The sequence below is a fragment of the Aliishimia ponticola genome (assembly GCF_004803475.1).
In the GTDB taxonomy this organism is placed as follows: Bacteria; Pseudomonadota; Alphaproteobacteria; order Rhodobacterales; family Rhodobacteraceae; genus Aliishimia; species Aliishimia ponticola.
This window is the reverse complement of the sequence record NZ_SRKY01000004.1, coordinates 252,375-279,314: the sequence shown is the minus strand read 5'-3', so window position 1 is coordinate 279,314 and position 26,940 is coordinate 252,375. Positions and strand designations below refer to the sequence as shown.

Annotated in this window: 27 protein-coding genes; 20 read left to right on the top strand and 7 right to left on the bottom strand. The window is 62.0% G+C overall.

Going from position 1 to position 26,940, the window contains the following annotated elements; translation table 11 throughout:
- Positions 1-77: 77 nt before the first annotated feature.
- On the top strand, positions 78-377 hold the full coding sequence (locus E4Z66_RS15675; protein ID WP_136463995.1) for a hypothetical protein: 300 nt from the start codon (positions 78-80) through the stop codon (positions 375-377).
- A gap of 18 nt (positions 378-395) precedes the next feature.
- Here the strand turns inward: E4Z66_RS15675 and E4Z66_RS15670 are convergent, their stop codons facing one another.
- Together E4Z66_RS15670 and E4Z66_RS15665 are read right to left on the bottom strand one after the other, a co-directional pair.
- Positions 396-2,093 (bottom strand): Y-family DNA polymerase, encoded by a 1,698-nt coding sequence (locus E4Z66_RS15670; protein ID WP_136463994.1) that lies wholly within the window; start codon positions 2,091-2,093, stop codon positions 396-398.
- A gap of 92 nt (positions 2,094-2,185) precedes the next feature.
- Positions 2,186-2,764, bottom strand: coding sequence for a hypothetical protein (locus E4Z66_RS15665; RefSeq protein WP_136463993.1), 579 nt, complete (start codon positions 2,762-2,764; stop codon positions 2,186-2,188).
- Positions 2,765-2,930: 166 nt separating this feature from the next.
- Here E4Z66_RS15665 and E4Z66_RS15660 point away from each other — a divergent pair, with 166 nt between their 5' ends.
- From E4Z66_RS15660 to E4Z66_RS15645, 4 genes are all read left to right on the top strand, one after another.
- Positions 2,931-4,043 carry an S-(hydroxymethyl)glutathione dehydrogenase/class III alcohol dehydrogenase gene (locus E4Z66_RS15660; protein WP_136463992.1) on the top strand — a complete coding sequence of 371 codons (1,113 nt, stop codon included), beginning with the start codon at positions 2,931-2,933 and terminating at the stop codon, positions 4,041-4,043.
- Positions 4,043-4,528 carry a GNAT family N-acetyltransferase gene (locus E4Z66_RS15655; protein ID WP_136463991.1) on the top strand — a complete coding sequence of 162 codons (486 nt, stop codon included), beginning with the start codon at positions 4,043-4,045 and terminating at the stop codon, positions 4,526-4,528. Before E4Z66_RS15660 ends, E4Z66_RS15655 begins: the two co-directional genes overlap by 1 nt.
- A gap of 575 nt (positions 4,529-5,103) precedes the next feature.
- On the top strand, positions 5,104-5,754 hold the full coding sequence (locus tag E4Z66_RS15650; protein ID WP_136463990.1) for a Crp/Fnr family transcriptional regulator: 651 nt from the start codon (positions 5,104-5,106) through the stop codon (positions 5,752-5,754).
- Positions 5,755-5,828: 74 nt separating this feature from the next.
- Complete coding sequence (locus tag E4Z66_RS15645) at positions 5,829-6,755, top strand: AEC family transporter (RefSeq protein ID WP_136463989.1); 927 nt, start codon at positions 5,829-5,831, stop codon at positions 6,753-6,755.
- On the opposite strand, the gene E4Z66_RS19770 is transcribed toward E4Z66_RS15645, so the two are convergent.
- Positions 6,752-7,099 carry a hypothetical protein gene (locus E4Z66_RS19770; RefSeq protein WP_211097172.1) on the bottom strand — a complete coding sequence of 116 codons (348 nt, stop codon included), beginning with the start codon at positions 7,097-7,099 and terminating at the stop codon, positions 6,752-6,754. The genes E4Z66_RS15645 and E4Z66_RS19770 overlap by 4 nt on opposite strands.
- Positions 7,100-7,213: 114 nt before the next feature.
- Here E4Z66_RS19770 and fghA point away from each other — a divergent pair, with 114 nt between their 5' ends.
- The 4 genes from fghA to E4Z66_RS15625 are packed head-to-tail and all read left to right on the top strand — an operon-like array spanning position 7,214 to position 10,006.
- Positions 7,214-8,044, top strand: coding sequence for an S-formylglutathione hydrolase (gene fghA / locus E4Z66_RS15640; RefSeq protein ID WP_136464180.1), 831 nt, complete (start codon positions 7,214-7,216; stop codon positions 8,042-8,044).
- Entirely contained in the window at positions 8,041-8,484 is a 444-nt protein-coding gene (locus tag E4Z66_RS15635) for a YaiI/YqxD family protein (RefSeq protein ID WP_136463988.1), read from the top strand. Before fghA ends, E4Z66_RS15635 begins: the two co-directional genes overlap by 4 nt.
- The gene (locus tag E4Z66_RS15630) at positions 8,481-9,101 is read left to right on the top strand and encodes an HAD family hydrolase (protein WP_136463987.1); all 621 of its coding nucleotides are present in this window, start codon (positions 8,481-8,483) and stop codon (positions 9,099-9,101) included. Before E4Z66_RS15635 ends, E4Z66_RS15630 begins: the two co-directional genes overlap by 4 nt.
- Positions 9,098-10,006, top strand: a complete 909-nt coding sequence (locus tag E4Z66_RS15625) for an ornithine cyclodeaminase family protein (protein ID WP_136463986.1) — start codon at positions 9,098-9,100, stop codon at positions 10,004-10,006. The genes E4Z66_RS15630 and E4Z66_RS15625 overlap by 4 nt, the downstream gene beginning before the upstream one ends.
- A gap of 15 nt (positions 10,007-10,021) precedes the next feature.
- Here E4Z66_RS15625 and E4Z66_RS15620 read toward each other — a convergent pair whose 3' ends face one another.
- Positions 10,022-11,260, bottom strand: a complete 1,239-nt coding sequence (locus E4Z66_RS15620) for an MFS transporter (protein ID WP_136463985.1) — start codon at positions 11,258-11,260, stop codon at positions 10,022-10,024.
- Positions 11,261-11,365: 105 nt separating this feature from the next.
- On the opposite strand from E4Z66_RS15620, the gene zapE reads away from it, so the two are divergent.
- Positions 11,366-12,430: a cell division protein ZapE gene (gene zapE, locus E4Z66_RS15615; protein ID WP_136464179.1), complete on the top strand. Its 1,065-nt coding sequence runs from the start codon at positions 11,366-11,368 to the stop codon at positions 12,428-12,430.
- 77 nt (positions 12,431-12,507) lie between these two features.
- Positions 12,508-13,509: a formylglycine-generating enzyme family protein gene (locus E4Z66_RS15610; RefSeq protein ID WP_136463984.1), complete on the top strand. Its 1,002-nt coding sequence runs from the start codon at positions 12,508-12,510 to the stop codon at positions 13,507-13,509.
- Positions 13,510-13,529: 20 nt separating this feature from the next.
- Here the strand turns inward: E4Z66_RS15610 and E4Z66_RS15605 are convergent, their stop codons facing one another.
- Together E4Z66_RS15605 and E4Z66_RS15600 are read right to left on the bottom strand one after the other, a co-directional pair.
- Positions 13,530-16,349 carry a [protein-PII] uridylyltransferase gene (locus tag E4Z66_RS15605; protein ID WP_136463983.1) on the bottom strand — a complete coding sequence of 940 codons (2,820 nt, stop codon included), beginning with the start codon at positions 16,347-16,349 and terminating at the stop codon, positions 13,530-13,532.
- Positions 16,318-17,508, bottom strand: coding sequence for a penicillin-binding protein activator (locus E4Z66_RS15600; RefSeq protein ID WP_211097171.1), 1,191 nt, complete (start codon positions 17,506-17,508; stop codon positions 16,318-16,320). Before E4Z66_RS15600 ends, E4Z66_RS15605 begins: the two co-directional genes overlap by 32 nt.
- 85 nt (positions 17,509-17,593) lie before the next feature.
- Here E4Z66_RS15600 and rsmI point away from each other — a divergent pair, with 85 nt between their 5' ends.
- From rsmI to E4Z66_RS15580, 4 genes are read left to right on the top strand one after another with little or no spacing between them, the layout of a single operon-like run.
- Positions 17,594-18,472, top strand: coding sequence for a 16S rRNA (cytidine(1402)-2'-O)-methyltransferase (gene rsmI / locus E4Z66_RS15595; RefSeq protein ID WP_136463981.1), 879 nt, complete (start codon positions 17,594-17,596; stop codon positions 18,470-18,472).
- A complete protein-coding gene (locus tag E4Z66_RS15590; RefSeq protein WP_136463980.1) occupies positions 18,469-18,849 on the top strand; it encodes a YraN family protein in 381 nt (126 codons plus the stop codon). Before rsmI ends, E4Z66_RS15590 begins: the two co-directional genes overlap by 4 nt.
- Positions 18,850-18,909: 60 nt before the next feature.
- Entirely contained in the window at positions 18,910-19,845 is a 936-nt protein-coding gene (gene gshB, locus E4Z66_RS15585) for a glutathione synthase (protein ID WP_136463979.1), read from the top strand.
- Complete coding sequence (locus E4Z66_RS15580; RefSeq protein WP_136463978.1) at positions 19,842-20,738, top strand: alpha/beta hydrolase; 897 nt, start codon at positions 19,842-19,844, stop codon at positions 20,736-20,738. The genes gshB and E4Z66_RS15580 overlap by 4 nt, the downstream gene beginning before the upstream one ends.
- Here E4Z66_RS15580 and E4Z66_RS15575 read toward each other — a convergent pair.
- Positions 20,722-22,236, bottom strand: a complete 1,515-nt coding sequence (locus E4Z66_RS15575; RefSeq protein WP_136463977.1) for a YifB family Mg chelatase-like AAA ATPase — start codon at positions 22,234-22,236, stop codon at positions 20,722-20,724. The two genes, E4Z66_RS15580 and E4Z66_RS15575, sit on opposite strands and share 17 nt — an antisense overlap.
- Before the next feature lie 257 nt (positions 22,237-22,493).
- On the opposite strand from E4Z66_RS15575, the gene E4Z66_RS15570 reads away from it, so the two are divergent.
- The 5 genes from E4Z66_RS15570 to E4Z66_RS15550 all read left to right on the top strand — a co-directional run bounded on the left by E4Z66_RS15570 (position 22,494) and on the right by E4Z66_RS15550 (position 26,891).
- On the top strand, positions 22,494-23,372 hold the full coding sequence (locus tag E4Z66_RS15570; RefSeq protein ID WP_136463976.1) for an RNA polymerase factor sigma-32: 879 nt from the start codon (positions 22,494-22,496) through the stop codon (positions 23,370-23,372).
- A 101-nt stretch (positions 23,373-23,473) separates the two neighbouring features.
- Positions 23,474-24,163, top strand: a complete 690-nt coding sequence (locus E4Z66_RS15565; protein WP_168797818.1) for a ChaN family lipoprotein — start codon at positions 23,474-23,476, stop codon at positions 24,161-24,163.
- Positions 24,164-24,199: 36 nt separating this feature from the next.
- Positions 24,200-25,396 (top strand): bifunctional phosphopantothenoylcysteine decarboxylase/phosphopantothenate--cysteine ligase CoaBC, encoded by a 1,197-nt coding sequence (gene coaBC / locus E4Z66_RS15560; RefSeq protein WP_136463974.1) that lies wholly within the window; start codon positions 24,200-24,202, stop codon positions 25,394-25,396.
- A complete protein-coding gene (gene dut / locus E4Z66_RS15555) occupies positions 25,393-25,851 on the top strand; it encodes a dUTP diphosphatase (RefSeq protein ID WP_136463973.1) in 459 nt (152 codons plus the stop codon). Before coaBC ends, dut begins: the two co-directional genes overlap by 4 nt.
- Positions 25,851-26,891, top strand: a complete 1,041-nt coding sequence (locus E4Z66_RS15550) for a HesA/MoeB/ThiF family protein (protein WP_136463972.1) — start codon at positions 25,851-25,853, stop codon at positions 26,889-26,891. Before dut ends, E4Z66_RS15550 begins: the two co-directional genes overlap by 1 nt.
- Positions 26,892-26,940 lie beyond the last annotated feature (49 nt).

Here is a 26,940-nt window from a genome sequence, read left to right as displayed (position 1 = left end):
AGTTTTAGAAAATTGCCGCGTTTCATTTTCTTGGGTGAACCCTGCCTTGCCGGTATCTTCGATGGTGAGGTGCGACAATGGTCAAAGATTACGTTGTTTATAGTTCTGTCGCGGTTGGTGTCACATCGACCGTGATTGTCGCATTCTCCCTCCCCGCCTTGACGGATGTGACGGGTGAGAACGCGCCAACAGTCGCGGTGCAAGAAGCGGTCGCGGCGCAAAAGTCCTTTTGCGAACAACGCTTGGACGGGGTCAATTGCGTCTGTTTTGCGCGCCGGGCCGGGCAGGTCCTGGCGCATGACAGCCCGCGTGCGATGGGATTCGCCTATGCCGATCCGAACGATCTGGCCCGCGATCAAGGCTCCGATGGTTGCTAGGCCGGGCGGGCCGCGCGGTCAGGCGAACATGCCCTGACAGAACCACCCGGCAGACAGTGCGCCGCCATGCGCAAAATAAAGCCACAGCTCCTCCCCGCTTTCGACAGTCACGCGCCAGTAATCGCGGGTTCCGGTCCGCCATTCCGGCGCGTCCAGCCACCATTCCGGCGCGATCCGTTCCGGGCCACTGCCGCGCACCAATTGGTGCGTCCGCCCGCGCCAGCGAAACGTAGCAGGCAGCGCGGGCGTTTCCGGGGCTTGCACGATCTCTGGCGGCCAAAGCAGTACGGGGCGTGGGCCGGGCGGGGCTGGCCACGCGCCGTCATGGGGTTTGGACCACGCGGCGGCCATCACTTTGCTGGTCTTCTCCGGGATATGGCTGGATGCGGGGTGTAGGCGCGTGATCGCCTCCATGCCGACGCGGGCCCCCAATCGGCCGAGCAGGTCGTCCAGCAGGGTGGTCTTGGCCAACCTGTCCGCCACGGCCTTGCCCGCATCCAGATGTCCAACCGCGCGGGTCTGATAAACCGGTTCGGTCTGGAGCGCCTCAAGACGCAGCATGTCGATCCCGAAACCCGCATCAATCTGGTCCAGCTTCAGTTCCAGCAACGGGCGGATATGCGGCGGGTCGGTCGAAGGGCGGGCCAGCGCGATCTCAATCGCTTCCACCCCGTGATCGGTGCGGTGGGCTTCCAACCGTAAGCGGCGGATGGCGCGGGACTTTGCGTCAAGCCGGGCGCATAGCGGCGGCAACAATCGGTCGATCCCGGCCAGCATGTCTTCGGCCAACCCGATAGGGTCCGGCAGGGTCAGGCGCGTGGCGAAATGATCGGCGGGCTTTGCCGGGGACACAGGTTCCGGCGCGCTGCCAAGAGCCTGATCCATGCGATAGACCAGCCCCCGCCCGAAACGGCGGGCCAGTGCGGCGCGCGGTTGCCCGACCAGATCGCCCACTTGGCGCAATCCCAGACGGGCCAACTGCGCCGTGGTATCTGCTTCCAGACGCAGTGCGGCGATGGGCAGGGGGGCCAGCGCGGCATAGGTCCGGCCGGGCGGTGCGATGCGCAAACCGGGGGCAGGCCCGTCCACCGGCATCTCTGGCGCGGCACCGCCACGTGTCCAGTGCCGCTTGCCCGCGCGGGACCGGGTGGCGCGCGCCTCTTGGTCGATGGCATCGCCGTTGCGCGGCAGGGCGGCGTCCTTCCCGGCATAGCGCGCAAGCGCCCAGGCCGCACCGCGCGTGTCGGCCAGCCCCATCTGCACCGCCAGCCCCATATCGTGACAATCCTGCTGCACCACCTGCATCAAGGGCGCTTCGCCACCAAACAGATGGGCGCAACCGGTGAGGTCCACGACCAGCCCTGCCTGCCCTTCCTCCGCGACCCAGGGGGAAAACTTCCCGGCCCAGCGGCGCAACACGGCCAGAAACCGCGCTTCGGCCAGCGGCGCGCGGGCACGGGTGATCAGCCGATCACACATGGCATGAGCGTCGCGCACGGGCTGGCCGGGATACAGCCCCTTGTGCTGCGCCTCTATCGAGAGAGAGGAGATGACCTGCGCGTTGCCAATGGTGTCCACAATCGCCAACGGCTCCCCCGCAAGCTGCGGATCCTGACGCACGACCCGGTCAGCCCCCAAACGAGGAAACCAGAGCGACAGGATACGGCGCTTTGCGGGCGGCTTTGCAGGGGCCTTTTGCGTATCGGCGGGGGGCATGAGATCACATTTGTTCTTCTTATGTTCTCATACACGCCCCGCCCCCGCGGAGTCGAGTCCCGGCCGGTCTTGTGCCGATCTTGCACCGGGGCTCAGCTATCCTGAAGTGCGATGATGCGGCGCAATTCCGGCAAAGACAGCGGAAAGTCGGCTTTCAACCGATCCTCGATGGCGACCAGCGCATTGCGGTCCCGTTCCACCGTCGTTTCCCAGAACTTGATCCGGGCCTTGAGGTCCGCAGCGGTATCGAAATCGGCACCGCGCGAGCTTCGGCGCAAGTTGTGCAACTGCCCTTCCGAGCGCGACAGCGCCTCTGCCCGGTGTTGGAGTTGCAGGATATCATGCAGGCATTGCCGGTAGTCCGACAGCACCCTGCGACGTTCCCCGAACATCGAAATCTCTGACAGGGTCGCGTCGAGATTGCGCGGATTGCCCATGCGGGCCAGATTCGGTTGTTCGAGTTTGCGCAATTCATTGCTGAGAATGTCGATCTCTTGCCGCGTGACCGGCCCGGTCCGGGCCAGCAGAAGCGTTTTGACATCCTTGATCCGCCCGCGGACCACATCCGCAGCGAACTGTGCGATCAACTCTTCCGGGGTTTGACCCGGATGATGGTGATGTTGTGTCGTGTGGGCGCGATTCTCTGCCCGGGAGTATTGGAAATTTGCCATTCTGACTCCGCCCAAAGGATTCTACCTTTACGGGCAGTTTTTGCGAAAAGTCTTACCAAACCCTGAACAAGAGCCCTGCGGGAAAAGAAATTTACGTCTTTGATTTCCGGTTGAAAAAAACTGCGCCGTCCATGATGGTTCGGCAGCCAAAAAAGAGGATCCGATCATGCGTACCCGCGCCGCCGTCGCCATCGAGGCTGGAAAGCCCCTGGAAGTCATGGAAGTGAACCTTGAGGGCCCCAAAGCCGGTGAGGTTCTTGTTGAAATCAAGGCTACCGGCATCTGTCACACGGATGAATTTACACTGTCGGGCGCCGATCCTGAGGGCCTGTTCCCCGCCATTCTTGGCCATGAGGGTGCGGGCGTCGTGCTGGAAGTCGGCCCCGGCGTGACCAGCCTGAAGCCCGGGGATCATGTCATCCCGCTTTACACGCCCGAATGCCGCGAATGTGAGTATTGCCTGAACCCGAAAACCAACCTGTGCCAAGCGATCCGCGAAACACAGGGGCAGGGGCTGATGCCTGATGGCACCTCGCGGTTCTCGATGCTGGATGGCACGCCGATCCTGCATTACATGGGCTGTTCCACCTTCGCCAATCACACGGTCATGCCGGAAATCGCGCTGGCGAAAATCCGGCCCGACGCGCCGTTCGACAAGGTCTGTTATATCGGGTGCGGCGTGACGACAGGGGTCGGTGCGGTGATCAACACGGCCAAGGTCGAAATCGGCTCGCGCGCGATTGTGTTCGGGCTGGGCGGCATTGGTTTGAACGTGATCCAAGGGCTGCGCCTTGCCGGAGCCGACCAGATTGTCGGCGTCGACCTGAATGACAGCAAGCGCGAGATGGCCGAACGCTTCGGCATGACCGATTTCGTGAACCCGAAGAATGTCGAAGGCCCGATCGTGCCGCATCTTGTCGAATTGACCAAGGGCGGGGCGGATTACACGTTTGATGCCACAGGCAATGTCGGCGTGATGCGCGATGCGCTGGAAGCGGCGCACAAAGGCTGGGGGGAATCGATCATCATCGGTGTTGCGCCCGCCGGGGCCGAGATTTCGACCCGCCCGTTCCAGTTGGTCACAGGCCGAAGCTGGCGCGGCACGGCCTTTGGTGGCGCGCGCGGTCGGACCGATGTGCCCAAGATCGTGGACTGGTACATGGACGGCAAGATCGAGATCGACCCCATGATCACCCACACGCTCAGCCTGGAGGACATCAACAAGGGCTTCGACCTGATGCACGCGGGTGAATCCATCCGCGCGGTCGTGGTTTATTGATGGAGATCCGTCTGGCGCAGCCGGGGGATGACGACGCAATCTGGAACATCCTCTGCCCGGTTTTCCGGGCCGGGGATACGTATACGATCGATCCCGACATTTCGCGCGAGGACGCCTTGGCCTATTGGCTTGGCGCTTCGCATGGAACCTTCGTCGCTGAAGAGAACGGTTCTGTTCTGGGCACCTACTACCTGAAGCGCAATCAAGCCGGGGGCGGCAGCCATGTCTGTAACTGCGGCTATGTCACCGCGCCCGAAGCCCGCGGTCGCGGCGTGGCACGGGCCATGCTGGAACATTCGCTGCAAGCTGCACCCAAGGCCGGCTTTCGCGCGATGCAGTACAATTTCGTCGTGTCCACCAATACCCGCGCCATAGACACATGGACTCGCGCAGGGTTCGAAACCGTCGGTCGGTTGCCCGGCGCGTTTCATCATCCGACCGATGGTTATGTCGATGCACTGGTCATGTACCGGTCCTTTGTCTGAACCGCTTCCGGCTCATCAATGATATATTATTTCGTAACTTTTCCGAAACGGTGATCTGGATCACAGAAACCTTAACGCGAATCGGTTAACTTTGATTCAGGTGAGATTGATGCTCGAACGAAGCGCATCGAAGGTCGGGGGAAGTCCAGGCATTGTATTATAATGTCCCTTCCGACGTCGGTGTGACGAACTCGGGTTACTTTGCATCGGTTCTCTGCGGACACACGTCGATGTCGATCCCTGATGTGTGTGAAGCGATGAAAGGGTCAATCGGGAATTGCACCTGCCGGAGTGTCGATTTTCATATCGTCCGGGCAAATTGATAGATCCAGGGGAACGGTCCAAGGCAGAAGTGAGCTGCTTTGATCTGACCGTCCCCCGGGGGTAACAAGTGTGGTAGTGGAAATGCGGTGCCGGCTCGACCGGGGCCGCATTTTCTCTTTCGGGATGGGGTTTGCAGACCGTCGTGTGACGGGCGCGACGTGTCTCAGGACGGCGTATCGCAATGTGACCACGCGTTTTTCTTGATTTTTCACGCGCTTGCCGTCTGACTGTGGTCAGCAATAGGGATTGGCATGATGCGCGACAACGCGGACCGCAGTAATGCGTTGCAAATTTTACGGCAGCACGGACGAGAGCGGAAATATAAGTCTCGTGAAACGATCTTTGCGCGCGGTGATACCGGCGATTCCATGGCCATCATCGAAAGCGGCGTCGTGCGCATCTGTGTCTTCGGGCCGGACGGGAAGGAATTCGTCTTGGCTCTTTTGGGGCCGGGCGATGTCATCGGCGAGCTGTCCGTCATCGATAAACGGGAACGCGCCGCCGATGTGATCGCAGCGGGCCGGGTCACGCTGACAGTGCTGTCCGCGCAGGACATGCGCGAGCTGCTTTATTCGGATCGTGCGGTTCTGGACTATTTCCTCAACCTGCTGTGCAGCCGTGTGCGATCGGCCAATGCAAGCGCCGAAACCTATGCGCTCAACTCGCTGGCCGGGCGGCTGGTCATCTTTTTCATGAACCACGGGCAGGAGAACGAGGATGGCACCTTGTCGCTTCCCAACCTGCCTTCGCAGTCGGAAATCGCGCGGCTTGTCGGTGTCGCACGGGAAAGCGTGAACCGGCAATTGCGAGCGTGGCGCAACGATGGCCTGCTTGAACCCCTCGGCTCGGGCTACCGCGTCACCGATCCGGTGAAATTGCAGGAAAGCGCCTTGACCGAGTGACCCCGCCAGCGCGCCCAAGGGCCAGAACGCCCGCTTTGCTTGTGGCGGCCTGCCCGTAAGGATATGCCAAAGACATGCTTGCGATATTCCTGAAAACGCTCCCTTTCTTTGCATTGATCGGCTTGGGCTACTGGGCAGGTCGGACGCGCTTTTTCAGTGAAGAGGCGACAGCCTACCTGACCAAGTTCGTCTTCTATTTCGCCTTGTCCGCGATGATCTTCCGCTTTGCCGCCAACCTCGAATTGGCAGAGGTCTGGGACACGGATTTGCTGTTCGGCTATCTATGGGGCACCGCTTTCGTCTATGGAATCGCAACGGCAGTCGCGTTCCTGCGCGGGCTGTCCGTCGAAGAGGCGGCCATCGAAGCGCAATGCGCGGCCATCGGGAATATCGGGTTTCTGGGTCTGCCGATGATGAGTCTGCTGATGGGGGAACGCGCCGTCGGGGTCATCATGGTGATGCTGGCGGTCGATCTTGTCGTGTTCTCGTCGCTGATCGTGATCCTCATCACCGGGTCGCGGGACGGGCGGATGAACCTGAGCATTCTGCGCACGATCGGGCGCGGATTGATCGCGAACCCGATGATCGTGGCGATTGTGCTGGGCTTTACCTGGTCCTCGCTGGATTTGCCGATACCGGACCCGATGAACGAATTTCTGGCGATCCTTGGCGGGGCGGCGACGCCCGGCGCATTGTTCGCGATTGGGGCCTCTCTCGCGTCGAAATCGGCGGAACGTCTGGTGATCGCCGGATGGCTCAGCTTTTGCAAACTGGCGCTGCACCCGGCGCTGGTCGCGATTGGCTTGCTCTACCTCTTTCCGGTCGATCCTTATATCGCGGCTGTCGCGATTTCATCGGCCGCGCTGCCGGTGGCGGGCAATGTCTATATGCTTGCGCAGCATTACGGCGTCGCGCCGCAGCGCGTTTCGGCCTCTATCCTTGTTTCGACGGTCATCAGCATCGTGACGGTCAGTGCCGTCATCGCGTGGGTGCAGGTTTAGCTTTCGGCGCAGAAATCCTGCCCCAAGGCCTGCGACACGATTGCAGCCGGATCGAACCCCTGATCGCTGCCCGTCCCGGTGGTCTGAGCGCGGATTGATGCGCAAATGTCCGATGACAGCGCGGCACCGCGCAGACGGTCCCAACTTGTCGGCACGCCAGACAGCAGAATCGGCGCAACGCCCGATATCCGCGCAGGTGCCTGAACCGACGCGATGCCAACGGACCGAATTTCGGGGGGTCGTCCAGCAGGACAAGGTCCAGCGAGCAATACGCTCAGAGCCAGAAGGGCGCAGCGAAGCATAAGGATATCCAGTTTGTTGTGGTCCCCGATGTGGTCGCTCAACAATACAGCAAACCACGGCCAGCATTACGGCGATAAATTGAAAGTTGGTTAAACTTGACGCGAACCGGCGGGTGAGGGATCACGATGCCAACGCAATTCTGGAAAGGCCGACAGATGGAAACGCAATCGGAGAACGCCTGCTTTGGCGGAGTGCAAGGGGTCTACACGCATCGCTCGTCGGCCTGCGCCTGTGACATGACCTTTGGCCTGTTCCTGCCTGAAGAAGCCCGCGACGGCCCGGTGCCGGTCCTGTGGTATCTGTCGGGTCTGACCTGCACGCATGAGAACGCGATGGTGAAGGCCGGTGCGCAGGCATGGGCCGCTGAACAGGGCATCGCGCTGGTCTTTCCCGATACCTCGCCGCGCGGTGACGATGTGGCCGATGACGAGGCTTATGACCTTGGCAAAGGCGCAGGATTTTACGTCAACGCAATACAAACGCCATGGGCGCCGCATTTCCGCATGTGGGACTATGTGACCGACGAATTGCCATCTCTCTTGGGGGATACATTCGCCGTGGATCTGGACCGGCAAGCCATCACCGGCCATTCGATGGGCGGGCATGGTGCATTGACGATGGCCATGGGGCTGAAGGGGCGGTTCCGCTCTGTTTCTGCCTTTGCGCCGATCTCCAACCCGACGGGCAGCGATTGGGGCCGTAAGCAGCTGCGCGCCTATCTGGGCGAGGACGAGGCCGCATGGGCACCGCATGACGCAAGCCTGTGTATGCGTGCCGAAGGGTTCGATGGCCCCATGCTGATCGACACCGGCACCAATGACCAGTTCCTTGATCTGCTCAAACCAGAGGTACTGGCCGAAGCCGTCGCCGCGCGCCGCCAGCAGGCCACCCTGCGTCTGCAACCGGGCTATGATCACAGCTATTTCTTCGTATCGACCTTCATGGAGGACCACGTCGCCTTCCACGCCGAGGCGCTGTACGCGTGACGGTCTATGTCGACGCGGATGCCTGTCCGGTCAAAGCCGAGGCAGAGAAAGTCGCGACGCGTCACGGGGTCAAACTGTTCCTCGTCTCGAATGGCGGGCTGCGCCTGTCGCAGAACCCGCTGGTGGAGGTCGTGATCGTGCCCGAAGGCCCGGATGTTGCCGATATCTGGATCGCGGACCGCGCCGGGCCGGGTGACGTGGTTGTGACCGGGGATATTCCGCTCGCCGCGCGCTGTGTTGAGACCGGCGCAAGGGTTCTCAAACATAACGGCGAACGTCTGACCGAAGCGAATGTCAGAGAGGCGTTGGCCATGCGCGACCTGATGGCGGATCTGCGCAGCGCCGATCCGTTCCGGCAGGGCGGCGGCAAGGGCTTTACAAAGGCGGATCGCTCGCGCTTTCTGGACGCACTGGAACGGGAATTGAGGTTGGCCAAATGACCATTAAAGCGGTGATCTTCGACATCGGTAACGTGTTGATCGAATGGCAGCCCGAACGCTTCTATGATGCGCAAATCGGCGAGGACCGCCGCCGCGCCATGTTCGCCGAAGCCGACCTGCACGGCATGAACGAACTTGTCGATCAGGGGCACCCCTTCACCGAAACGATCTATGCCCACGCCGAAAAGCACCCCGAATGGCGCGACGAAATCCGCATGTGGCATGACCGCTGGCTGGACCTTGCCACGCCGGTCATCGATCATTCGGTGCGGCTGATGCGGGCCTTGCAGGCGCGTGGCATTCCGGTGTTCTCGCTGACGAATTTCGGTATCGAAAGCTATGACTACGCGGCGCAGCATTTTCCGTTCCTGCGCGAGTTCGACCGGGATTTCATCTCGGGTCATATGAAAGTGACCAAGCCGGATGCGCGGATTTATCAGATGGTCGAAGAAGGCGCGGGCCTGAGCGGGCCGGAACTGTTGTTCACCGATGACCGCCCCGACAACATCTTCGCCGCGTCCGAGCGCGGGTGGCATACGCACCAATTCACCGGCCCAGAGGGCTGGGCAAAGCGGCTGGTCGGCGAAGGGCTGCTGCCAGAGGAGGACGCGCGATGATCCCGTTTATCTCGTTCGAGGACGGCGACAAACTGCTCGACTGGCTGCCCCTGACCGACGCATTGGCGGCAGGGCATGACCAGCCCAAAGCCGATATCGGTGACACGTTCCTGTACCGCGCAGAGGATACCCTGCTCAGCCGGTCTGCCTTCATCGACGGGCTTGGCGCGGCGGTCAAATCGGCCACCGTGTTTCCGGGCAATCCGGCCAAGGGCAAGCCGATGATCCATGGGGCGGTAACGCTGTTTTCCGACACGGACGGCACGCCCGAAGCGCTTCTGGACTTCCACCTTGTGACCAAGTGGAAAACAGCGGGCGACAGTCTGCTGGCGGCGCGCCGTCTTGCCCGGCCCGATAGTGAAAACATCCTGATTGTCGGGGCTGGCACGGTGGGGCGGAACCTGTTCGCCGCCTATTCCTCCCTGTTTCCGAAAGCGCGCTTTCAGGTCTGGAACCGGACCCGCGCCAATGCCGAAGAGATGTGCGCCGATTGCCCCGGTCTGGCCGTGGCCGACGATCTGGAAACGGCGGTACGGGGCGCGGACATCGTGACCTCTGCCACCATGTCCACGACCCCTGTGCTGCGTGGGGAATGGCTGCAACCGGGAACCCATCTGGATCTGATTGGGGCCTATCGTCCCGACATGCGCGAGGTCGACGATACCGCGCTGACCCGGTCGCGAATTTTCGTGGATAGCCGCGATACCACCATCGGCCATATCGGAGAGATCGAGATCCCGCTTGCCGCCGGGACCATCCAGCACAGCGACATTCTGGCCGATTACTATGAGCTTGGCGCGTTCACCCGCGCCCCCGAGGATATCACCCTGTTCAAGAACGGGGGCGGCGCGCATCTGGATCTGATGACCGCACGCTATATCCTCGATCGCTGGAAAGCGGCCTAAGAGCGGCCCGGCGCGTCACGCGGCTTGGGCCTGCCCCTGCGGCTCTTCGCGGATCGGCAGATGGACGATGGCTGAAAACGCGCCCACGGCCACGCCAACCCACCAAACGGCGGTATAATCACCATAGGCATCGTATAGCCGTCCCCCCAGCCACACGCCAAGGAACGAGCCAAGCTGATGGGACAGAAAGACAAACCCGTAGAGCGTGCCCATATAGCGCAGCCCGTAGATATGCGCGACGAGGCCAGAGGTCAGCGGCACCGTGGCCAGCCACAGCGACCCCATACCCACGGAAAAGAGCAGCACGCTCAGCGGTGTGATCGGGAACATGATGAAGGCCGCGGCAAACAGCGTGCGCCCGGTATAAATGCCCGCCAGCAGGTACTTTTTCGGCCAGTATTTGCCCGCCCAGCCGGCCAGCAGCGTCCCGGCGATATTCGCCAGACCAATCAGCGAAATCGCCACCGCACCAAGGGCGGAGGTCGTGGTGATCCCGATATTGTGCAGCACGCCGCCCGGCAGGATCGGCCCGCACATTTCGGTCACCATCGCGGGGAAATGCGCGGTCACGAATGCCAGTTGGTAGCCGCAGGAAAAGAACCCGAGGAAGATAAAGATATAGGACGGGTCGCGAAAGGCGCGCAGCAAGGTCTGGCCCAAGCTCGCCTCCAGCTCGGTCCGGGTGGCCATTTGCGGCGCGCGCATCATCGGCAAGGTGAAAATCAGCGCTAGGATCGCGGCGGCAAAGACCATGAACACGTTCTGCCAGCTCATCATCGTCAGCAGATACTCCGCCACCGGCGCTCCAAAGACCTGCCCGGCGGACCCGGCCGCGGTGGCAATGGCGAGCGAGATCGACCTGTTCTCGTCCGAGGCCGCGCGGCCCACCACCGCAAGGATGACGCCAAACCCCGTCCCGGCAATGCCAAAGCCCACAAGCCACGCATAAAGCTGGTGTTCGATCGGTGTTGTCGATCCGGCAGACAGCACCATCCCCGCGGCGAAGGTCAGTGCGCCCAGCACGATTGCCTTGCGATCCCCGATCTTCTCGGCCACCGCACCAAAGATCGGCTGCCCGATCCCCCAGGCAAGGTTCTGGATCGCAATCGCCAGCGAAAACTCACTGCGCAGCCAGCCGAATTCCTCTGCAATCGGTATCTGGAACACACCGAAGGAGGCACGCACTGCGAAGCTGACCATGATGATGATGCAGCCGACCATCAGGACGGGGGTGAAGAGAGGCGTTTTTGTCATGCGACACTGTTTCGCCAACTTCGCGATGCCGTCAATTCAGGAGTTTTTATGTCTCGCATCAAAATCTCTTGCGCCCCCGGCAAGCCCGTTGGATATCTCCCCTCCATGAGCATGATCGACCAGATTTACGCCCGCAAACTCGAAGAGGGTCATTTGCGCCCCGATCCGGCACAGCAGGCTGTCCTGCCGGAGTTTGAACGCATCCGCGCCGCCTTGGCGCAGCCGGTAAAGCGCGGGCTGTTCCGCAAGGCGCCCGAAGCGCCCAAGGGGCTTTACCTGTGGGGCGGTGTCGGTCGCGGCAAGTCGATGCTGATGGACCTGTTCGTAGAGACGGTCGATGTTCCCGCGCGGCGCGTGCATTTCCATGCCTTCATGCAGGAAATCCACGCCGCCATGCACGAGGCGCGCAAGACCGGCGTCGATGACGCGCTGGCCCCGGTCGCGGCCTCGGTGGCGCAAAGCGTGCGTCTGCTGGCCTTTGACGAGATGCAGATCACCGACATCACCGATGCGATGATCGTCGGCCGCCTGTTCGAGGCGCTCTTTGCCGCCGGGGTCGTCATTGTGACCACGTCGAACCGGGTGCCGGACGATCTTTATAAAGACGGTCTCAACCGCCAACTTTTCCTGCCCTTCATCGAACTGATCGAAGACAAGATGGTGGTTCGGGAACTGGTCTCCGACACGGATTACCGGCAAGATCGCCTATCGGGCGGAGAGGTCTATTTCACGCCCTTGGGCAGCACTGCGCGCGCGGCGCTCGATCAGGTCTGGGACGATCTGGCCGGAGGGCCGGGCGAGCCGCTGAACCTTGCCGTCAAAGGCCGGACCGTCACGCTGCCCGCCTTCCGCAACGGGGTGGCCCGGGCGCGCTTCTTCGATCTGTGCGGCGTGCCACTTGGGCCCGCCGATTACCTTGCCGTGGCCGAGGCGGTGCGCGTGCTGATCCTCGACGATATCCCTTGCCTTGGCCGGTCGAATTTCAACGAGGCAAAACGCTTCGTCACCCTGATCGACACGCTCTATGAGGCCGGAACGCGCCTTGTTGCCAGCGCCGCCGCCGCGCCCGAGATGCTGTATCTTGAAGGGGATGGGGCATTTGAATTCGAACGCACGGCCAGCCGATTGCGCGAAATGCAGTCCGAAGACTGGTGGTCTGACCCGTCCTGACCCTGCCTGCGGCCAAATTGTCGCCACATGGGGGCGATAACCCGTGCCGAAGGTGAAATTGGCAGGGCTTCGCAGCAATGTTCCGATTTTGGACAGCGCTTATATGCGGTCTGGCCGGTCTTTGGTCCGGGCCGAAACCGGCAATGGCCGAGCCGCACTATACGATAACGACCGGTCAGGTGGTCGCCCCGCTGGGGCGGTTCCGCGAATGTGATCAATGCCCCGAAATGATCGTGCTGCCACTTGGCCAGTTCACCCTTGGAAGCACGGCGGAACAGACGCTGACGGCGTCGCGAAGGGATTACGAGAATACCGGCCTGCCCGCTCCTTTCGATTCGTCCAATCCCAGGCACCTGCGGTATCAAAATGAGCAACCGCTTGTCGATGTGACCATCGACCTCGCGATTGCCATGGGGCGGACGGAAGTCAGCCGACAAGATTGGGCCGCCTGCGTCGATGCCGGGCGGTGCACGGCCAAGTATGATGAGCGCATTCGCTTTCGCGCACCAGATGCACCGCGACAGGAACACCCACATAGCCCTATCGTGGCAGTCACGTTCCAGGAAGTACAGGAATATACCGATTGGCTGAATGATCACGTCGGCGCAAAGGTCTATCGGTTGACGACCGAAGCCGAATGGGAATACGCGGCGCGGGCGGGGACGCGAACGGCCTTTGCGCAGGGCGAAACCGTCACGCAAGCGCAGGTCAATTACGCGGAGTTTTGGCGGCGCTGGTCAGACGGCGCCGATGAATGGGTATATGGCGACGGTAATTCACGTATGCCTTTGCCGTCAGAAGATCTGGACGCTGCAAATGCGTGGGGGCTGCGCCATATGTCGGGGAATGTCTCGGAGCTGACCAGATCATGCTATCGCAAGCGGCACAGCGCCTTTCAGACATCAGGTCGACGCCTTGCGGCCACATACCAGCCTTTGGGGTGCAAGCGCGTGACCAAGGGCGGCTTTTATTTAAACCCCATGCAGGGGGTACGCCCGGCTCGCCGCTCCATGCGCGGCGAGGGCAGCTGGTCCTACTGGGTTGGTTTTCGCGTCGTCCGGGAGATGACCGCAGACTGAGCCGGGGACGCGGCGCCGGATTATTCCGCCGCGCGTTTACGCCCCGCGTCAATGGCTTCGCGCAGACGCTTCTCCAGCGTCTTTTGCTTGCTTTCGGTGTAGTATTTCAGCCCGAACATGTCTTTCACATAGAAGGTATCGACCACCTGTTCCCCATAGGTCGCGATCACTGCATTGGCGACATAGACATTCGAATCCGCAAGTGTCTTGGCCAGATCGAAAAGCAGGCCGGGACGGTCACGCGTATCGACTTCGATGATGGTATAGATGTCCGATCCATCGTTATCGAAGGTGATATGGGTCGGCACGGTAAAGGCGCGTTCCCGTTTCTTGATCTTGTCGCGATCCTTGAAGGCCTCGCGGGCCACGACCTCGCCATTCAGGGTCTTGCGGATCATGTTCTTCAGACGCGGCAGCCGCGACGCCTCATAGGGGTGCCCTTCGGAATCCTGAATCCAGAAGGCGTCCGTCACATAGCCGTCCTTGGTCGTATAGCTGCGGGCATCGACCACATTGGCCCCGACCAGCGCCAGCGCCCCGGCGAGCCGTGCGAAGATGCCGGGATGATCTGCCATGACAAAACAGGCCCGCGTCGCATCGCGATCCTCGTCCGGGTGCAGGTCGATGCGGATTTCGTCGTCGGTAATGTCGCGCAACAATTCGGCAAAGACCTGATGCGCCGTCAGATGCAGACCCTGCCAATAGGGCGCATAGTGCCGCGCGATCTCTGTCTGGATATCCTGACGCGGCCAGTCTTCCAGCGCCTCGCGCAGCGCTTTCTTGGCCTCGGTCCCCCGGTTCTCGCGCGTCAGCGCCTCCATCCCGTCTTCCAGCGCGGTTTTAGTCTGCCGATAGAGCGCGCGGATCAGGACCGCCTTCCAGTTGTTCCAAACATCCGGGCCAACGCCGCGAATATCACAGACGGTCAGCACACAAAGCAGATCAAGCCGCTTGACCGTCTTCACCGCCTTGGCGAAATCGCGCACGGTACGCGGGTCGGCGATATCGCGCTTTTGCGCAGTGTCCGACATCAGCAGGTGATACCGCACCAGCCATTCGACCGTGTCGACCTCTGACGGTTTGAGCCCCAGACGCGGCGCAACCGTGCGAGCGATGCGCGCCCCGAGGATCGAATGATCCTCGTCCTGGCCCTTGCCGATATCGTGCAACAGCAGCGCCACATACAGCACCTTGCGGTTGATGCCGCCACGCTGAAGGATGCGGGACGCGATGGGCAGGTCTTCTTCAAGCTCGCCCTTTTCGATCATCGCCAATTGGGCAACGCATTGGATGGTATGCTCGTCCACCGTATAGCTATGATACATGTTGAACTGCATCATCGCGACGATGGGTTCGAATTCTGGGATGAACGCGGCCAGCACGCCCAATTCATTCATGCGGCGCAAGGACCGTTCCGGGTTCCCGTGTTTGAGCAGCAGATCAAGGAATATGCGCCGCGCTTCGAGCGAGCTGCGCATATTCGTATCGATCAGGTCCAGATTGTTCTTCACCAGCCGCATCGCGTCGGGGTGCAGCAACATTCCGGTGCGCAGGGCCTCTTCGAAAATACGCAGCAGGTTGAGCTTGTCTGACAGAAACTCGTCGTCGTCCTTGACCGCAAGACGGCCATGGATGACCTCATACCCCTTTTTCACGCGGGGTTTGCGCTTGAAGATACGTTCGATCAGCGGCTCTGCCTTGACGTGCTGCGCTTCCAGCTTGGTCAGGAAGATCCGCGTCAGATCGCCGACTTCGGTGGCGTGCAGGAAGTAGTCCTGCATAAAGACCTCGACCGCACGGCGGCCCGCGCGCGGCTCATAGCCCATCGCCTCGGCGACCTGCACCTGCATGTCGAAGGTCAAAAGTTCGGTCGCGCGCCGAGACGCCAGATGCAGATGGCACCGCACCGCCCACAGAAAGTCCTCTGCCTCGACAAAGGCTTTGAATTCTTCGGGCAGGAAGACGCCCAGATCGACAAGCTCCGCCGCGTCCTGAACCCCATGTACGTATTTGCCGATCCAGAACAGCGATTGCAGATCGCGCAGACCGCCCTTGCCTTCCTTCACATTCGGTTCGACCACATAGCGTTGGAAATGCTTGTTATGGCGGGCGTCGCGTTCTTCCAGTTTGGCTTCGACGAATTCGCGGGCGGTGCCTTGAAACAAATCGCTGCGCAGCGCCTCGTCGAACCGGCCGGCCAATTCCGCGTCACCGGTCAGAAAGCGATGTTCCAGCATGGCGGTGCGGATCGTGAAATCCTCTTTGCCAAGGCGGATGCAGTCCTTGATGGTCCGGCTGGAATGGCCGACCTTCATCTTCAGATCCCACAGCAGATACAGCATGGTTTCGATCACGCTCTCGGCCCAGGGCGTGATCTTGTACGGGGTCAGGAACAGCAGATCGACATCGGAAAACGGGGCCATCTCTCCACGGCCATAGCCGCCCACCGCGATCACTGCGAGCCGCTCCGCCTCGGTCTGGTGCGAGGACGGATGCCGGTGCGTTTTCGCGTAGTAGAACACGATCCGAATGATCTGATCGGTCAACCACGTATAGGCCCGTGTCGTCTTGCGAGAGGCGAAAGGATCGGCCTGAAATGCAGTCGCAATGGCGTCGCGGCCCGTGCGGTTGGCGTCCTTCAGCATCTGGACGAGTTCGGCACGGGTCGCGTCACCGGCGCCCTCCGACCGAACTTTCTCATCAAGCGCCGCGATGATCGCGTCCGTGTCGATGATGTCGGTCGGGGGGCAAATCAGGTCGGGCGGGGTCGCTTCCGCTGCGGACGGGTCTAGCGGCACGCGCGACTCCTCAGAAACCCGAGAAGCTGCGCGGGGCGGCATCCACGATCACCGCTTGCCCGTTTTGCACCGTCGCCACGGCCACGGCCCGTTGGTTGCTTCCGTCCGGCAGCAGGCGGAACGCACCGGTGGCCCCTTGGAAACCGCTCGACTGGGTCAGGGAACTGCGCGACAGGGCGTCACGATTTCCCCGTGCGACCAACGCTCCGACAGCGGCGACAGCGTCAAATGCGATGCCTGCGATCGGGTGCGGCGCAGAGCCATAGGCCGCCTGATACCGACCGTTGAAGGCTGCCGTGCGCGATGGATCGGGCAGCACGAACAAACCGCCTTGAAGGCCGGGCAGGGACAGGCTTTGCGCGGGAATGTCCCAGCGCGACAGGCCCAGATATTGTGTGGTGGCCGGATTGATACCGGCTTCGGGCAGCATCGTTGCGAACAGGGGCAACGCGCCGGAGGTCGTGGCGTCAAGGAACACGGCGTCGGCAGACCCATTGCTGACAGCAGCCTTGATGCGCGGCACCGATTGCGCAACGCCCTGTTGCGACAGCGCGTAATCCACCGTGCCGACAATGCGCGCACCGCTGCTCGCCGCCGCTTTTTGCACTGCGTTCCGGGCGGCAGTCCCGCCCACGTCGTTGGAATGGACAAGCACGATATTGCCGTGCCCCTTGGACGCCGCATAGCCCATCAGGCGACCGGCGGTATTCTCGAAGGTGGAGCCCAGCACAAAGACGTTGCCGCCCGCGATGGAAGTATTGTTGGAAAAGGCCAGAACATTGACGCCGTCATCCGCGACGGCGACACCAGCCGCATTGGCGGATTCAGCGCGCAGCGGGCCAAGGATGATCTTTGCGCCTTCGTCCACGGCTTTTTGCGCCTGCGCGGCGGCGGTCTGCGCGTTGCCGCCTGTGGCATAGACCCGCAGTTCAATCTGCGCTCCGTTCAATTCCGCAGCCGCAAGCCGCGCTGCGTTTTCAAGGTTCTGCGAGATCAGATCGTCGCCGGAGTTGCCACCACCACGGGGCAGAAGCAATGCGACCGGGACCGCCTTGCCTGGATCGATCTGTTGACCACCACCGCCAAGACCGCCAAGGTCAATCGGCTCACAGGCTGCAAGCGCGACAAACGCAAGACAAGCAAGTGGACGGGAAAACGCGCGCGCCATCATCTTGCGGGCGGAACTTAAAACAGCAAACATAGGTCTCAACTCCTCGTCGTGGTGGCCTTGTTTTCGGCCGATACCTGCGCCGCGATCATAGTCACAAGCATAGGTGAATCCAGCTTTGAATTTTCAACGGCAAAGCCTTCCGCCAGGGCTGTATCTTGTTGGCGTTCCGATTGGAACCGCCCGTGATATCACGCTGCGCGCGCTCGACGTGCTGGCATCGGCTGAAATCCTCGCTGCCGAAGACACCCGCAGCTTGCGCAAGCTTATGGATATACACGGAATCCCGCTGGAAGGTCGCCGCATTCTGGCGCTGCATGACCATTCGGGACAGGGGGTGCAGGAACGTCTGATCGAGGCCGCCAAATCCGGGCAAAGCGTCGCCTATGCGTCCGAAGCGGGTATGCCGTTGATTGCCGATCCGGGCTTTGAGCTGGTGCGCGCCGCGTCCTCGGCGGGCGTCAAGGTGACCAGCGCGCCCGGTCCTTCCGCGGTTCCCACCGCGCTTGCGATTGGTGGATTGCCGACGGACGCCTTCCATTTTGCCGGCTTCCTGCCCCAGTCGAAAGCGGCCCGGCGCAAGGCGCTTGCGGGGCTGGCGGACATCGCCGCGACGCTGGTGCTGTTCGAATCGCCCAAGCGGCTGGCCTCTTGCCTGGCCGACGCGGCAGAGATGCTGGGCACGGACCGCCAAGCCGCGATCTGCCGTGAACTGACCAAGAAGTTCGAAGAAACCCAGCGCGGCACGCTCGCCGAACTTGCCGAACGGATCGCCGCACATCCCGTCAAGGGCGAGATCGTCCTGCTGATCGACCGGGCCAGTGACACGGGCGTCGTTAACGAAGACTTGGTGGACAGCCTGTTAAACACGGCGTTGGAAAGCATGTCCTTGAAGGATGCGGTGGCGCAAGTGATGGCTCAAACAGGGTTGAAACGTAGGGAAATTTATCAGCGCGCGCTGGATATCCAATCCGCGCAAAGCGGGGATGACACATGACCCTGCGCGCCGCGCGCCGGGATCGTGGCGCGATGAGCCATGAAAAGGGCCGCGCGGCAGAAGACCAGGTCGCGCGTGACTATGAACGGCGCGGGGCAGTTTGCCTTGAACGGCGGTGGCGCGGGGCGGCGGGCGAAATGGACCTGATCTTTCGCATGGGCGAGGATGTCGTCTTTGTCGAAGTGAAGTCGAGCAAATCCCACGCCCGCGCCGCGCAGTTGCTGTCGCAGCGCCAGATCGCCAGACTTCTTGCCACGGCAGAGGAATTTCTTGGCACGCAACCCGAGGGCAGCCTGACGCCGATGCGGATGGATGTCGCGCTTGTGAATGGCGAAGGACGGATTGCCATCGTCGAAAATGCGCTGGCAGACGGCTGACCCATTGAACCCCGCCCGTGGCTGGGCCATGTAATGCGGACAGAATAACAGGGGGTGCCCGTGAAAGTTGCTTTCCAGATGGACCCGATCGGGGCGGTCGATATCAATGCCGACAGCTCCTTTCGATTGGCGGAAGAAGCGCAGGCGCGCGGACACTTGCTCTTTTTCTACACGCCCGACCACCTTGCCTATCAAGAGGGGCGGATCACGGCGCGCGGCCATGACATGACCGTGCAGCGGGTTCAGGGCGATCACGTCACGCTTGGACCCGAACGCGAAGTGGATTTAAGCGATTTCGACGTCGTCTGGCTACGCCAGGACCCGCCTTTCGACATGCATTACATCACCACGACACATTTGCTGGACCGGCTTGCGCCCGGCACGTTGGTGGTGAACGACCCGTTCTGGGTGCGGAATTATCCCGAAAAGCTGCTGGTTCTGGAATTTCCGGACCTCACACCGCCGACGACGATTGCCCGCGATCTGTCCACCATCAAGGCATTCAAGGAAAAGCATGGGGATGTGATCCTCAAGCCGCTTTACGGCAATGGTGGCGCCGGGGTGTTCAAACTGACCACCGATGATCGCAACCTGTCATCGCTGCACGAACTCTTTACCGGGTTCTCGCGCGAGCCGCTGATCGTGCAGAAGTTCCTGCCGGCGGTTTCGAAGGGCGACAAGCGGGTGATCCTTGTCGATGGTGCCCCGGTCGGGGCGATCAACCGGGTGCCCGCCGCGGGCGAGACACGGTCCAACATGCATGTGGGCGGACGCCCCGAGAAAATCGGGCTGACCGAACGTGACCGGGAAATCTGTGACCGGATCGGCCCGCTTTTGCGGGACAAGGGGCAGGTATTTGTCGGGATCGACGTGATCGGCGACTACCTGACAGAGATCAACGTGACCTCACCCACCGGTATTCAGGAACTTGAGCGGTTTGACGGGATCAACGTGGCCGAAACGATCTGGCAGGCGATTGAAGCCAAACGCGCATGAGCCTGATCCGGCCAGTCCTGAACGCATGGCTGCGCCTGACCGAAAAGCCGTACCTGTCCCGGGTTGAAGACCCGGACGCCATCCGCCGCGGTTTTGAGCGCAAGGCGCGGTTTTACTTCCGCGCCCCGTCCGGCACGATACGCGACTGGGAGACGCTGGGCGGGCGGCCTAGCTTGTCGGTCTCGCGGCGTGGGGCGCAGCCGGGGCCGCTGATCCTTTATTTCCATGGCGGCGCGTATATCTTCGGCAGTCCGCGCACCCATCAGGCGATGCTTGCCCGGTTGCTGCTGGAAAGCGGCGGGCGGGCGATTTTGCCCGAGTATCGCAAAGCGCCCGAAAACCCGTTCCCCGCCGCTGTCGAAGATGCCGTCAATGTCTGGATGGCGCTCTTGGAACGGGGCGAAACCCCTGGCCGCATCTTTATCGGCGGGGATAGTGCGGGCGGCGGCTTGGCGCTGGCGCTTCTGGGTGAGTTGCTGCGCAAGGGGCTGCCGCTTCCCGCCGGCGTATTTGCCCTGTCACCGTTGACCGACCTGACCTTCGCCGGGGCCAGCATGGCCGCAAATGAAGAGGCCGATCCCATGCTGCCTGCCCACCGGGTCGAAGACATGGCCGCGTTCTACCTTCAGGGTCAGGATGGTACCGATCCCCGCGCCAGCCCGCTCTTTGCAGATTTCACCGGGGCGCCGCCGGTCTTTCTGGCGGTGGGAGACACCGAAATCCTGCGCGACGACACGCTGCGCATTGCGAAAAAGTTGGAACAAGCGGGCGCGAGCGTTGATTTGAAGGTCGAACAGGACTTGCCCCATGTCTGGCCGATTTTCCACAACACTCTGCCGGAAGCCCGCGCCACATTGCGGCAAATCGGGCTTTGGATCAGGCAGCGGACATAGAGGTCAGGCGAAAGCTCACCGCTTCGGCGACGTGAGGCTTGCGCACCTGGTCCGCGCCTTCCAGATCGGCAATCGTCCGGGCCACGCGCAACACGCGGTGATAACCGCGCGCCGACAGTCCAAACCGCTCTGCCACCCGCGTCAGCAACTCACGCCCTTCGGTGTCGGGCGTCGCGATCTCCTCCAGTATCGCGCCGGAGGCATCGGCATTGCTGCGCTGTTCCCCCAACCCGTCGAAGCGCGCCGTCTGGATGTCACGTGCTGCAAGCACGCGCGCGGCGACATCGGCCGAAGAGTCCCCGTCCGGCGGCAGGTCCAGATCGCGGAAGGAGACGGGCGGCACCTCCACCCGAAGATCGAAGCGATCCATGAGCGGCCCTGAAATGCGGCCCAGGTAATCCTCGCCACATTGTGGCACGCGTGCACAGGCCCGGGCCGGGTCGGGCAGATACCCGCACCGACAGGGATTGGCCGCAGCCACCAGCATGAACTGGCAGGGATATTTGATATGGGCATTGGCGCGGGCGACCATGACCTCGCCCGTCTCAATGGGTTGCCTCAGCGTTTCCAGAACCGTGCGTGGAAATTCGGGGAACTCGTCCATGAACAACACGCCATTATGTGCCAAGGACACTTCCCCCGGTTTGGCACCACGCCCGCCGCCGATGATCGCCGCCATGGATGCGGTGTGATGCGGCTCTCGGAAGGGCCGCGTGCGGGAAATGCCGCCTTCGTCCAGCAAGCCGGACAGCGAATGGATCATGGAAGTTTCCAACGCTTCTTGCGGGGTAAGCGGCGGCAGGATCGACGGCAGACGCGCGGCCAGCATCGATTTGCCGGACCCGGGCGTGCCCACGAACATCACGTGATGGCGACCTGCGGCGGCGATCTCCAACGCGCGCTTCGCCCGTTCCTGCCCCTTCACGTCGCGCAGGTCCTTGGACCCTGTGTCGGTGCGAACCTCGCCCGGCTCGGCAGGCTCCAACGGGCGCAGGCCCGTGAAGTGATGGATCACCTCTTGCAGACTGGCGGCTCCGATCACTTGTGCATTGCCGACCCAGGCGGCCTCTGCCCCCGAAGCAGCGGGGCAGACCATGCCGCGATCTTCCTCGGCCGCGGCCATGGCGGCAGGCAACGCGCCCTGAACGGCGACAAGCGAGCCATCAAGCGACAATTCCCCAAGCGCGACAGTGCCTTCGACTGAATCCCGCGGCACGATGTCCAACGCTGCCAGTAGGGCCATCGCGATGGGCAGATCGAAATGCGACCCTTCCTTGGGCATATCGGCGGGCGAGAGATTGATCGTGATCCGTTTGGTCGGAAGCGCAATGCCCATCGCCCCCAGCGCGCTGCGCACCCGGTCGCGCGCTTCGGAAACAGCCTTGTCCGGCAACCCCACGATGGAGAAAGCGGGCATTCCCGGCGATACCGCGCATTGCACTTCCACGATGCGCGCCTCTACCCCCTCGAATGCGACCGTATATGCCCGCGCGACCATTTTCTTTGATTTCCCGTTCTGGTGACGGGAAAACCTAGGCGGATCATGGTTAGCGGCTGGTTAACGCTTGTTCGGAAAGGTTATTTTCCACCTCTGGTGCGGCAAGGTTGCCCGGTCGCAGCGCAAGAATGTGAGGGTGCGGGTAAGCCGTGCGCAATGATTATCAAGAAAAATATGAACCAATTGGCGTTGTCGCGCGTAGTCAACATACAAGCGCGAGATAAGCGCGCACTGATGACGACTTTTGGAGACGACACATGGCGCTTGATGGTTTTAGAGATAACACCCTGTCCCGGATCGCAATGAAAGCGGAATTGCTGGACGCAGAGACAGAACTGAAGCTTGCCTATGCGTGGCGGGACAACCGCGACGAACAGGCTCTGCACCGCCTGATCCACGCATACATGCGGTTGGCGATTTCCATGGCGGCAAAGTTCAAACGCTACGGCGCGCCGATGAATGACCTGATCCAAGAGGCGGGTGTGGGCTTGATGAAGGCCGCTGACAAATTCGACCCGGATCGCGGCGTGCGGTTCTCCACCTATGCGGTGTGGTGGATCAAGGCGTCGATTCAGGATTATGTGATGCGCAATTGGTCCATGGTGCGGACCGGATCGACCTCTTCCCAGAAATCCCTGTTCTTCAACATGCGCCGCGTTCAGGCCCGTCTGGAGCGCGAAGCCGCCGCGCGGGGCGAGCAGCTTGAAGGCCACACGCTGCGCAAGATGATCGCCGAAGAAATTGGCGTGCCGCTGCATGATGTCGAGATGATGGAAGGCCGCCTGTCCGGCAGTGATTTTTCGCTGAACGCGACGCAGGCCGCTGATGATGAAGGGCGTGAATGGATCGACGCGCTGGAAGACGACAGCGCGCAAGCGTCGGAAACGGTCGAAAACGATCTCGACAATGCGCAATTGCGCGAATGGTTGGTGATGGCCCTCAACGGCTTGAACGAGCGCGAAAGGTTCATCGTCCGCGAGCGCAAATTGCGTGACGACCCGCGCACGCTGGAATCGCTGGGGTCGGAGTTGAACCTGTCCAAAGAGCGGATTCGCCAGCTGGAAGCCGCCGCCTTCATCAAGATGCGCAAGTCGCTTGAAGGCCAAAGCAAAGAGGTCCACAACTTCTTCCTATGAGGAAATTCGCGTCCGGCCTGTCGTTAGCTATTGTTTTTTCGGCCTGTTTTTCGGCTGCGGCATCAAGTCTCGACTGGGCGGACGTTTCTCAAGACGTCGTTGTGATTGGCGAGTTTCACGACAACCCGCACCACCATGATGTGCAGGCCGAAGCGCTGCGCCAGATGTCTCCAAAGGCCGTCGTGTACGAGATGCTGACACCGCAAGAAGCGCAGCATCTGGGCGGTGTTGCGCGCACGCCGCAGGCTATGCGGGTCGCCGTGGATGGGCAGGTTCAGTGGAGCAATATCGAAGATTACGCAGAGGTGCTGGCCGAAAGCCCTGTGATGATGGGCGCAGCCTTACCGCGCGATACGGTCAGGGCCGCGTTCCACGCGGGCGCGGCGCAGGTGTTTGGCGAAGATGCCGCTGCCTTCGGGCTGGACGGACCGCTGCTACAGTCTGAACTGGACAGGCGCAAGCAATTGCAGTTCGAGGCCCATTGCCAAGCGATGCCGCTTGAGATGATGGGCGGCATGGTCGAGGCGCAGCGTCTGCGCGATGCGGCCTTTGCCCGAACGGTTCTGGAGGCGGTCGACAATTACGGCACGCCGGTCGTGCTGATCACGGGCAATGGCCACGCGCGCTCCGATTGGGGCGTGCCTGCGGCGCTTGCGATGGCGCGTCCGGGGTTGACGGTCCTAAGCGTCGCGCAAGGCGAAGAAGGCCGCCCGCCGCAGGGTGAATTCGATACCATCCTTACCAGTCCGCCTGCTGTGCGCAGTGGCGATCCCTGTGCCGCGTTCGATTAGCTTGCGGGCACTCCGCCCCGCGCCTAGGTTTGCGGCATGAATACTGGCAGACATATCCTACTTATCATCGGCGGCGGTATTGCGGCGTATAAGACGCTCGACCTGATCCGCCGCCTGCGCGAACGCGGTTTCACCGTGACGCCCGTTTTAACCCGTGCGGCAGAAGAGTTCGTCACCCCGCTTTCGGTCAGCGCGCTGGCCGGGACAAAAGTGTATCGCGACCTTTTTGACCTGACCGACGAGGCGGAGATGGGGCATATCCAGCTTTCGCGCTCGGCTGATCTGATCGTTGTGGCCCCGGCGACAGCCGACCTGATGGCGAAGATGGCGCAGGGGCTGGCGGGCGATCTGGCCTCTACCTTGTTGCTTGCGACCGACACGCCGGTGCTGATCGCGCCCGCAATGAATGTGCGGATGTGGTCCCATCCCGCGGCCCAGCGCAACATTGAAACGCTGCGCACCGATGGCGTGTCATTCGTTGGGCCAAATGACGGTGATATGGCCTGCGGTGAGTATGGGCCGGGCCGGATGGCTGAGCCCTTGGAAATCGTCGATGCGGTCAATCTGGCGCTGGGCTCCGGCCCGCTGAAGGGCAAGCGTATCCTCGTCACCTCCGGTCCGACGCATGAGCCGATCGACCCGGTGCGCTATATCGCCAACCGGTCCTCTGGCACACAAGGCACCGCGATTGCGAAGGCGCTGGTCAAACTCGGCGCAGAGGTCATCTTTGTCACCGGCCCAGCCGATGCGCCGCGCCCTGCTGGCGCGCAGGTGATCGAGGTCCAGACCGCCCGTGAGATGCTGGAGGTTGCCACGTCCGCCTTGCCGGTGGATGTCGCCATTTGCGCCGCCGCTGTCGCCGATTGGCACATAGTTGGCGCGAAGGATCGCAAGTTGAAGAAATCCAAGGACGGCACGCCCGCGCTGGAATTCGGCGAGAACCCGGACATCCTGAAAACCCTGTCGGCTCCGGGCGAGGCACGGCCAAGCCTTGTGGTCGGATTTGCGGCAGAAACCAATGACGTCATTGAAAACGCTACCGCGAAGCGCGCGCGCAAGGGCTGTGACTGGATCGTTGCCAATGATGTCAGCCCGGAAACCGGGATCATGGGCGGAACCGAAAACGCGGTCACACTGATCACCGATGCCGGGGCAGAGCCGTGGCCGCGCCTGTCCAAGGCGGATACCGCAACCCGGCTGGCCGAACGCGTGAAAGAGGCGCTTTTGACATGAGCCCGACGATTACTTTCGTATGGGACAGCGGGGCGGATACCGCGCTTGGCCTGCCAAGTTATGAAACAGCGGGCGCAGCGGGGGCGGATCTGCGGGCCAACTTCCCCGATCGGGCGGGGATCACCCTGCAACCGGGCGCACGGGCCTTGGTGCCGACGGGGTTGCGGCTGACCATCCCGCACGGGTTCGAGGTTCAAATCCGCCCGCGTTCCGGCCTTGCCCTCAAGCATGGGATCACCTTGCCCAACAGCCCCGGAACGATCGACAGTGACTATCGCGGACCGCTGGGCGTTATCGTCCAGAACACAGGCGATGCGGCGTTCGAGGTCACACATGCTATGCGCATCGCGCAGATGATCGTCGCGCCCGTTGTGCAGGCCGCTTTCGTTCTTGCCGAGGAACTGGATGACACGGCACGGGGCGCGGGCGGTTTCGGCTCCACCGGGACGGGCTGATGCTGCTGGTTTTCGTCCTTGCTGCCGCGCTTTGGGGAATTGGCGCGTTGATGAAGGCGCCCTTTCAAGCGCGTGCCTTGATGGTTGGCCTTCTCTATGTCGGCGTGCTGGCGCTGCATGTCATTCTTCCCGAAGGGCACCCGCTGCGCGACGCCACGGGGGGAAGCCCGGCGCTTTGGCTGCTGATTGGCGGCGTCGTGGCGGTGTTGCTGGCCTATCGTGAGGGGCTGAAACGCCTGCGCGCCCGCGCCGATGCGCGGACCGAAGAGGCGGAGCCGCGCGCTTCCCGCAGCTTTTCCGATGCCGAACTCAACCGTTATGCCCGCCATATTGTCCTGCGGGAGGTCGGCGGGGCGGGTCAGAAGGCGCTGCGAAACGCCTCTGTGCTTGTGGTGGGGGCGGGCGGATTGGGCGCGCCGGCCCTTCAGTATCTTGCCGCGGCGGGCATTGGCACGATCGGTGTCGTCGATGACGATGTGGTGGACAGTGCGAATTTGCACCGCCAAGTGATCCACAAGGACGCCAGCATCGATATGCCCAAGGTCTTTTCCGCACAGGCAGAAATGGTGGCGCAGAACCCGTTCGTCACGGTCAAACCTTATCACCGCCGCCTTGATGCCGACACGGCAGAGGCGCTCTTTGCCGAATATGACATCATCCTTGATGGCACGGACAATTTCGAAACGCGCTATCTGGTCAATCGGGCCGCCGTTCTTGCGCGAAAGCCGCTGATCTCCGGCGCGTTGACGCAGTGGGAAGGGCAGCTGTCCGTCTTTGACCCTGCCAGCGGCGGTCCCTGTTACCAATGCATTTTCCCTCAAGCGCCCGATCCGTCGCTTGCGCCGCCCTGCGCCGAAGCGGGGGTGATCGGCCCCTTGCCCGGCGTGATCGGCACCATGATGGCGCTTGAAGCGGTCAAGCTGATCACCGGGGCGGGGACATCCTTGCAGGGTGAAATGCTGATCTATGATGGCCTCTATGGTGAGACTCGCAAGATCGCCCTGAAGCGGCGCGAAGGTTGCCCTGCCTGCGGCGCGTGACGCGTTAACCCTTGGCGTAGGCCCGGTAACGGCTTACCTGTTCAGCCAA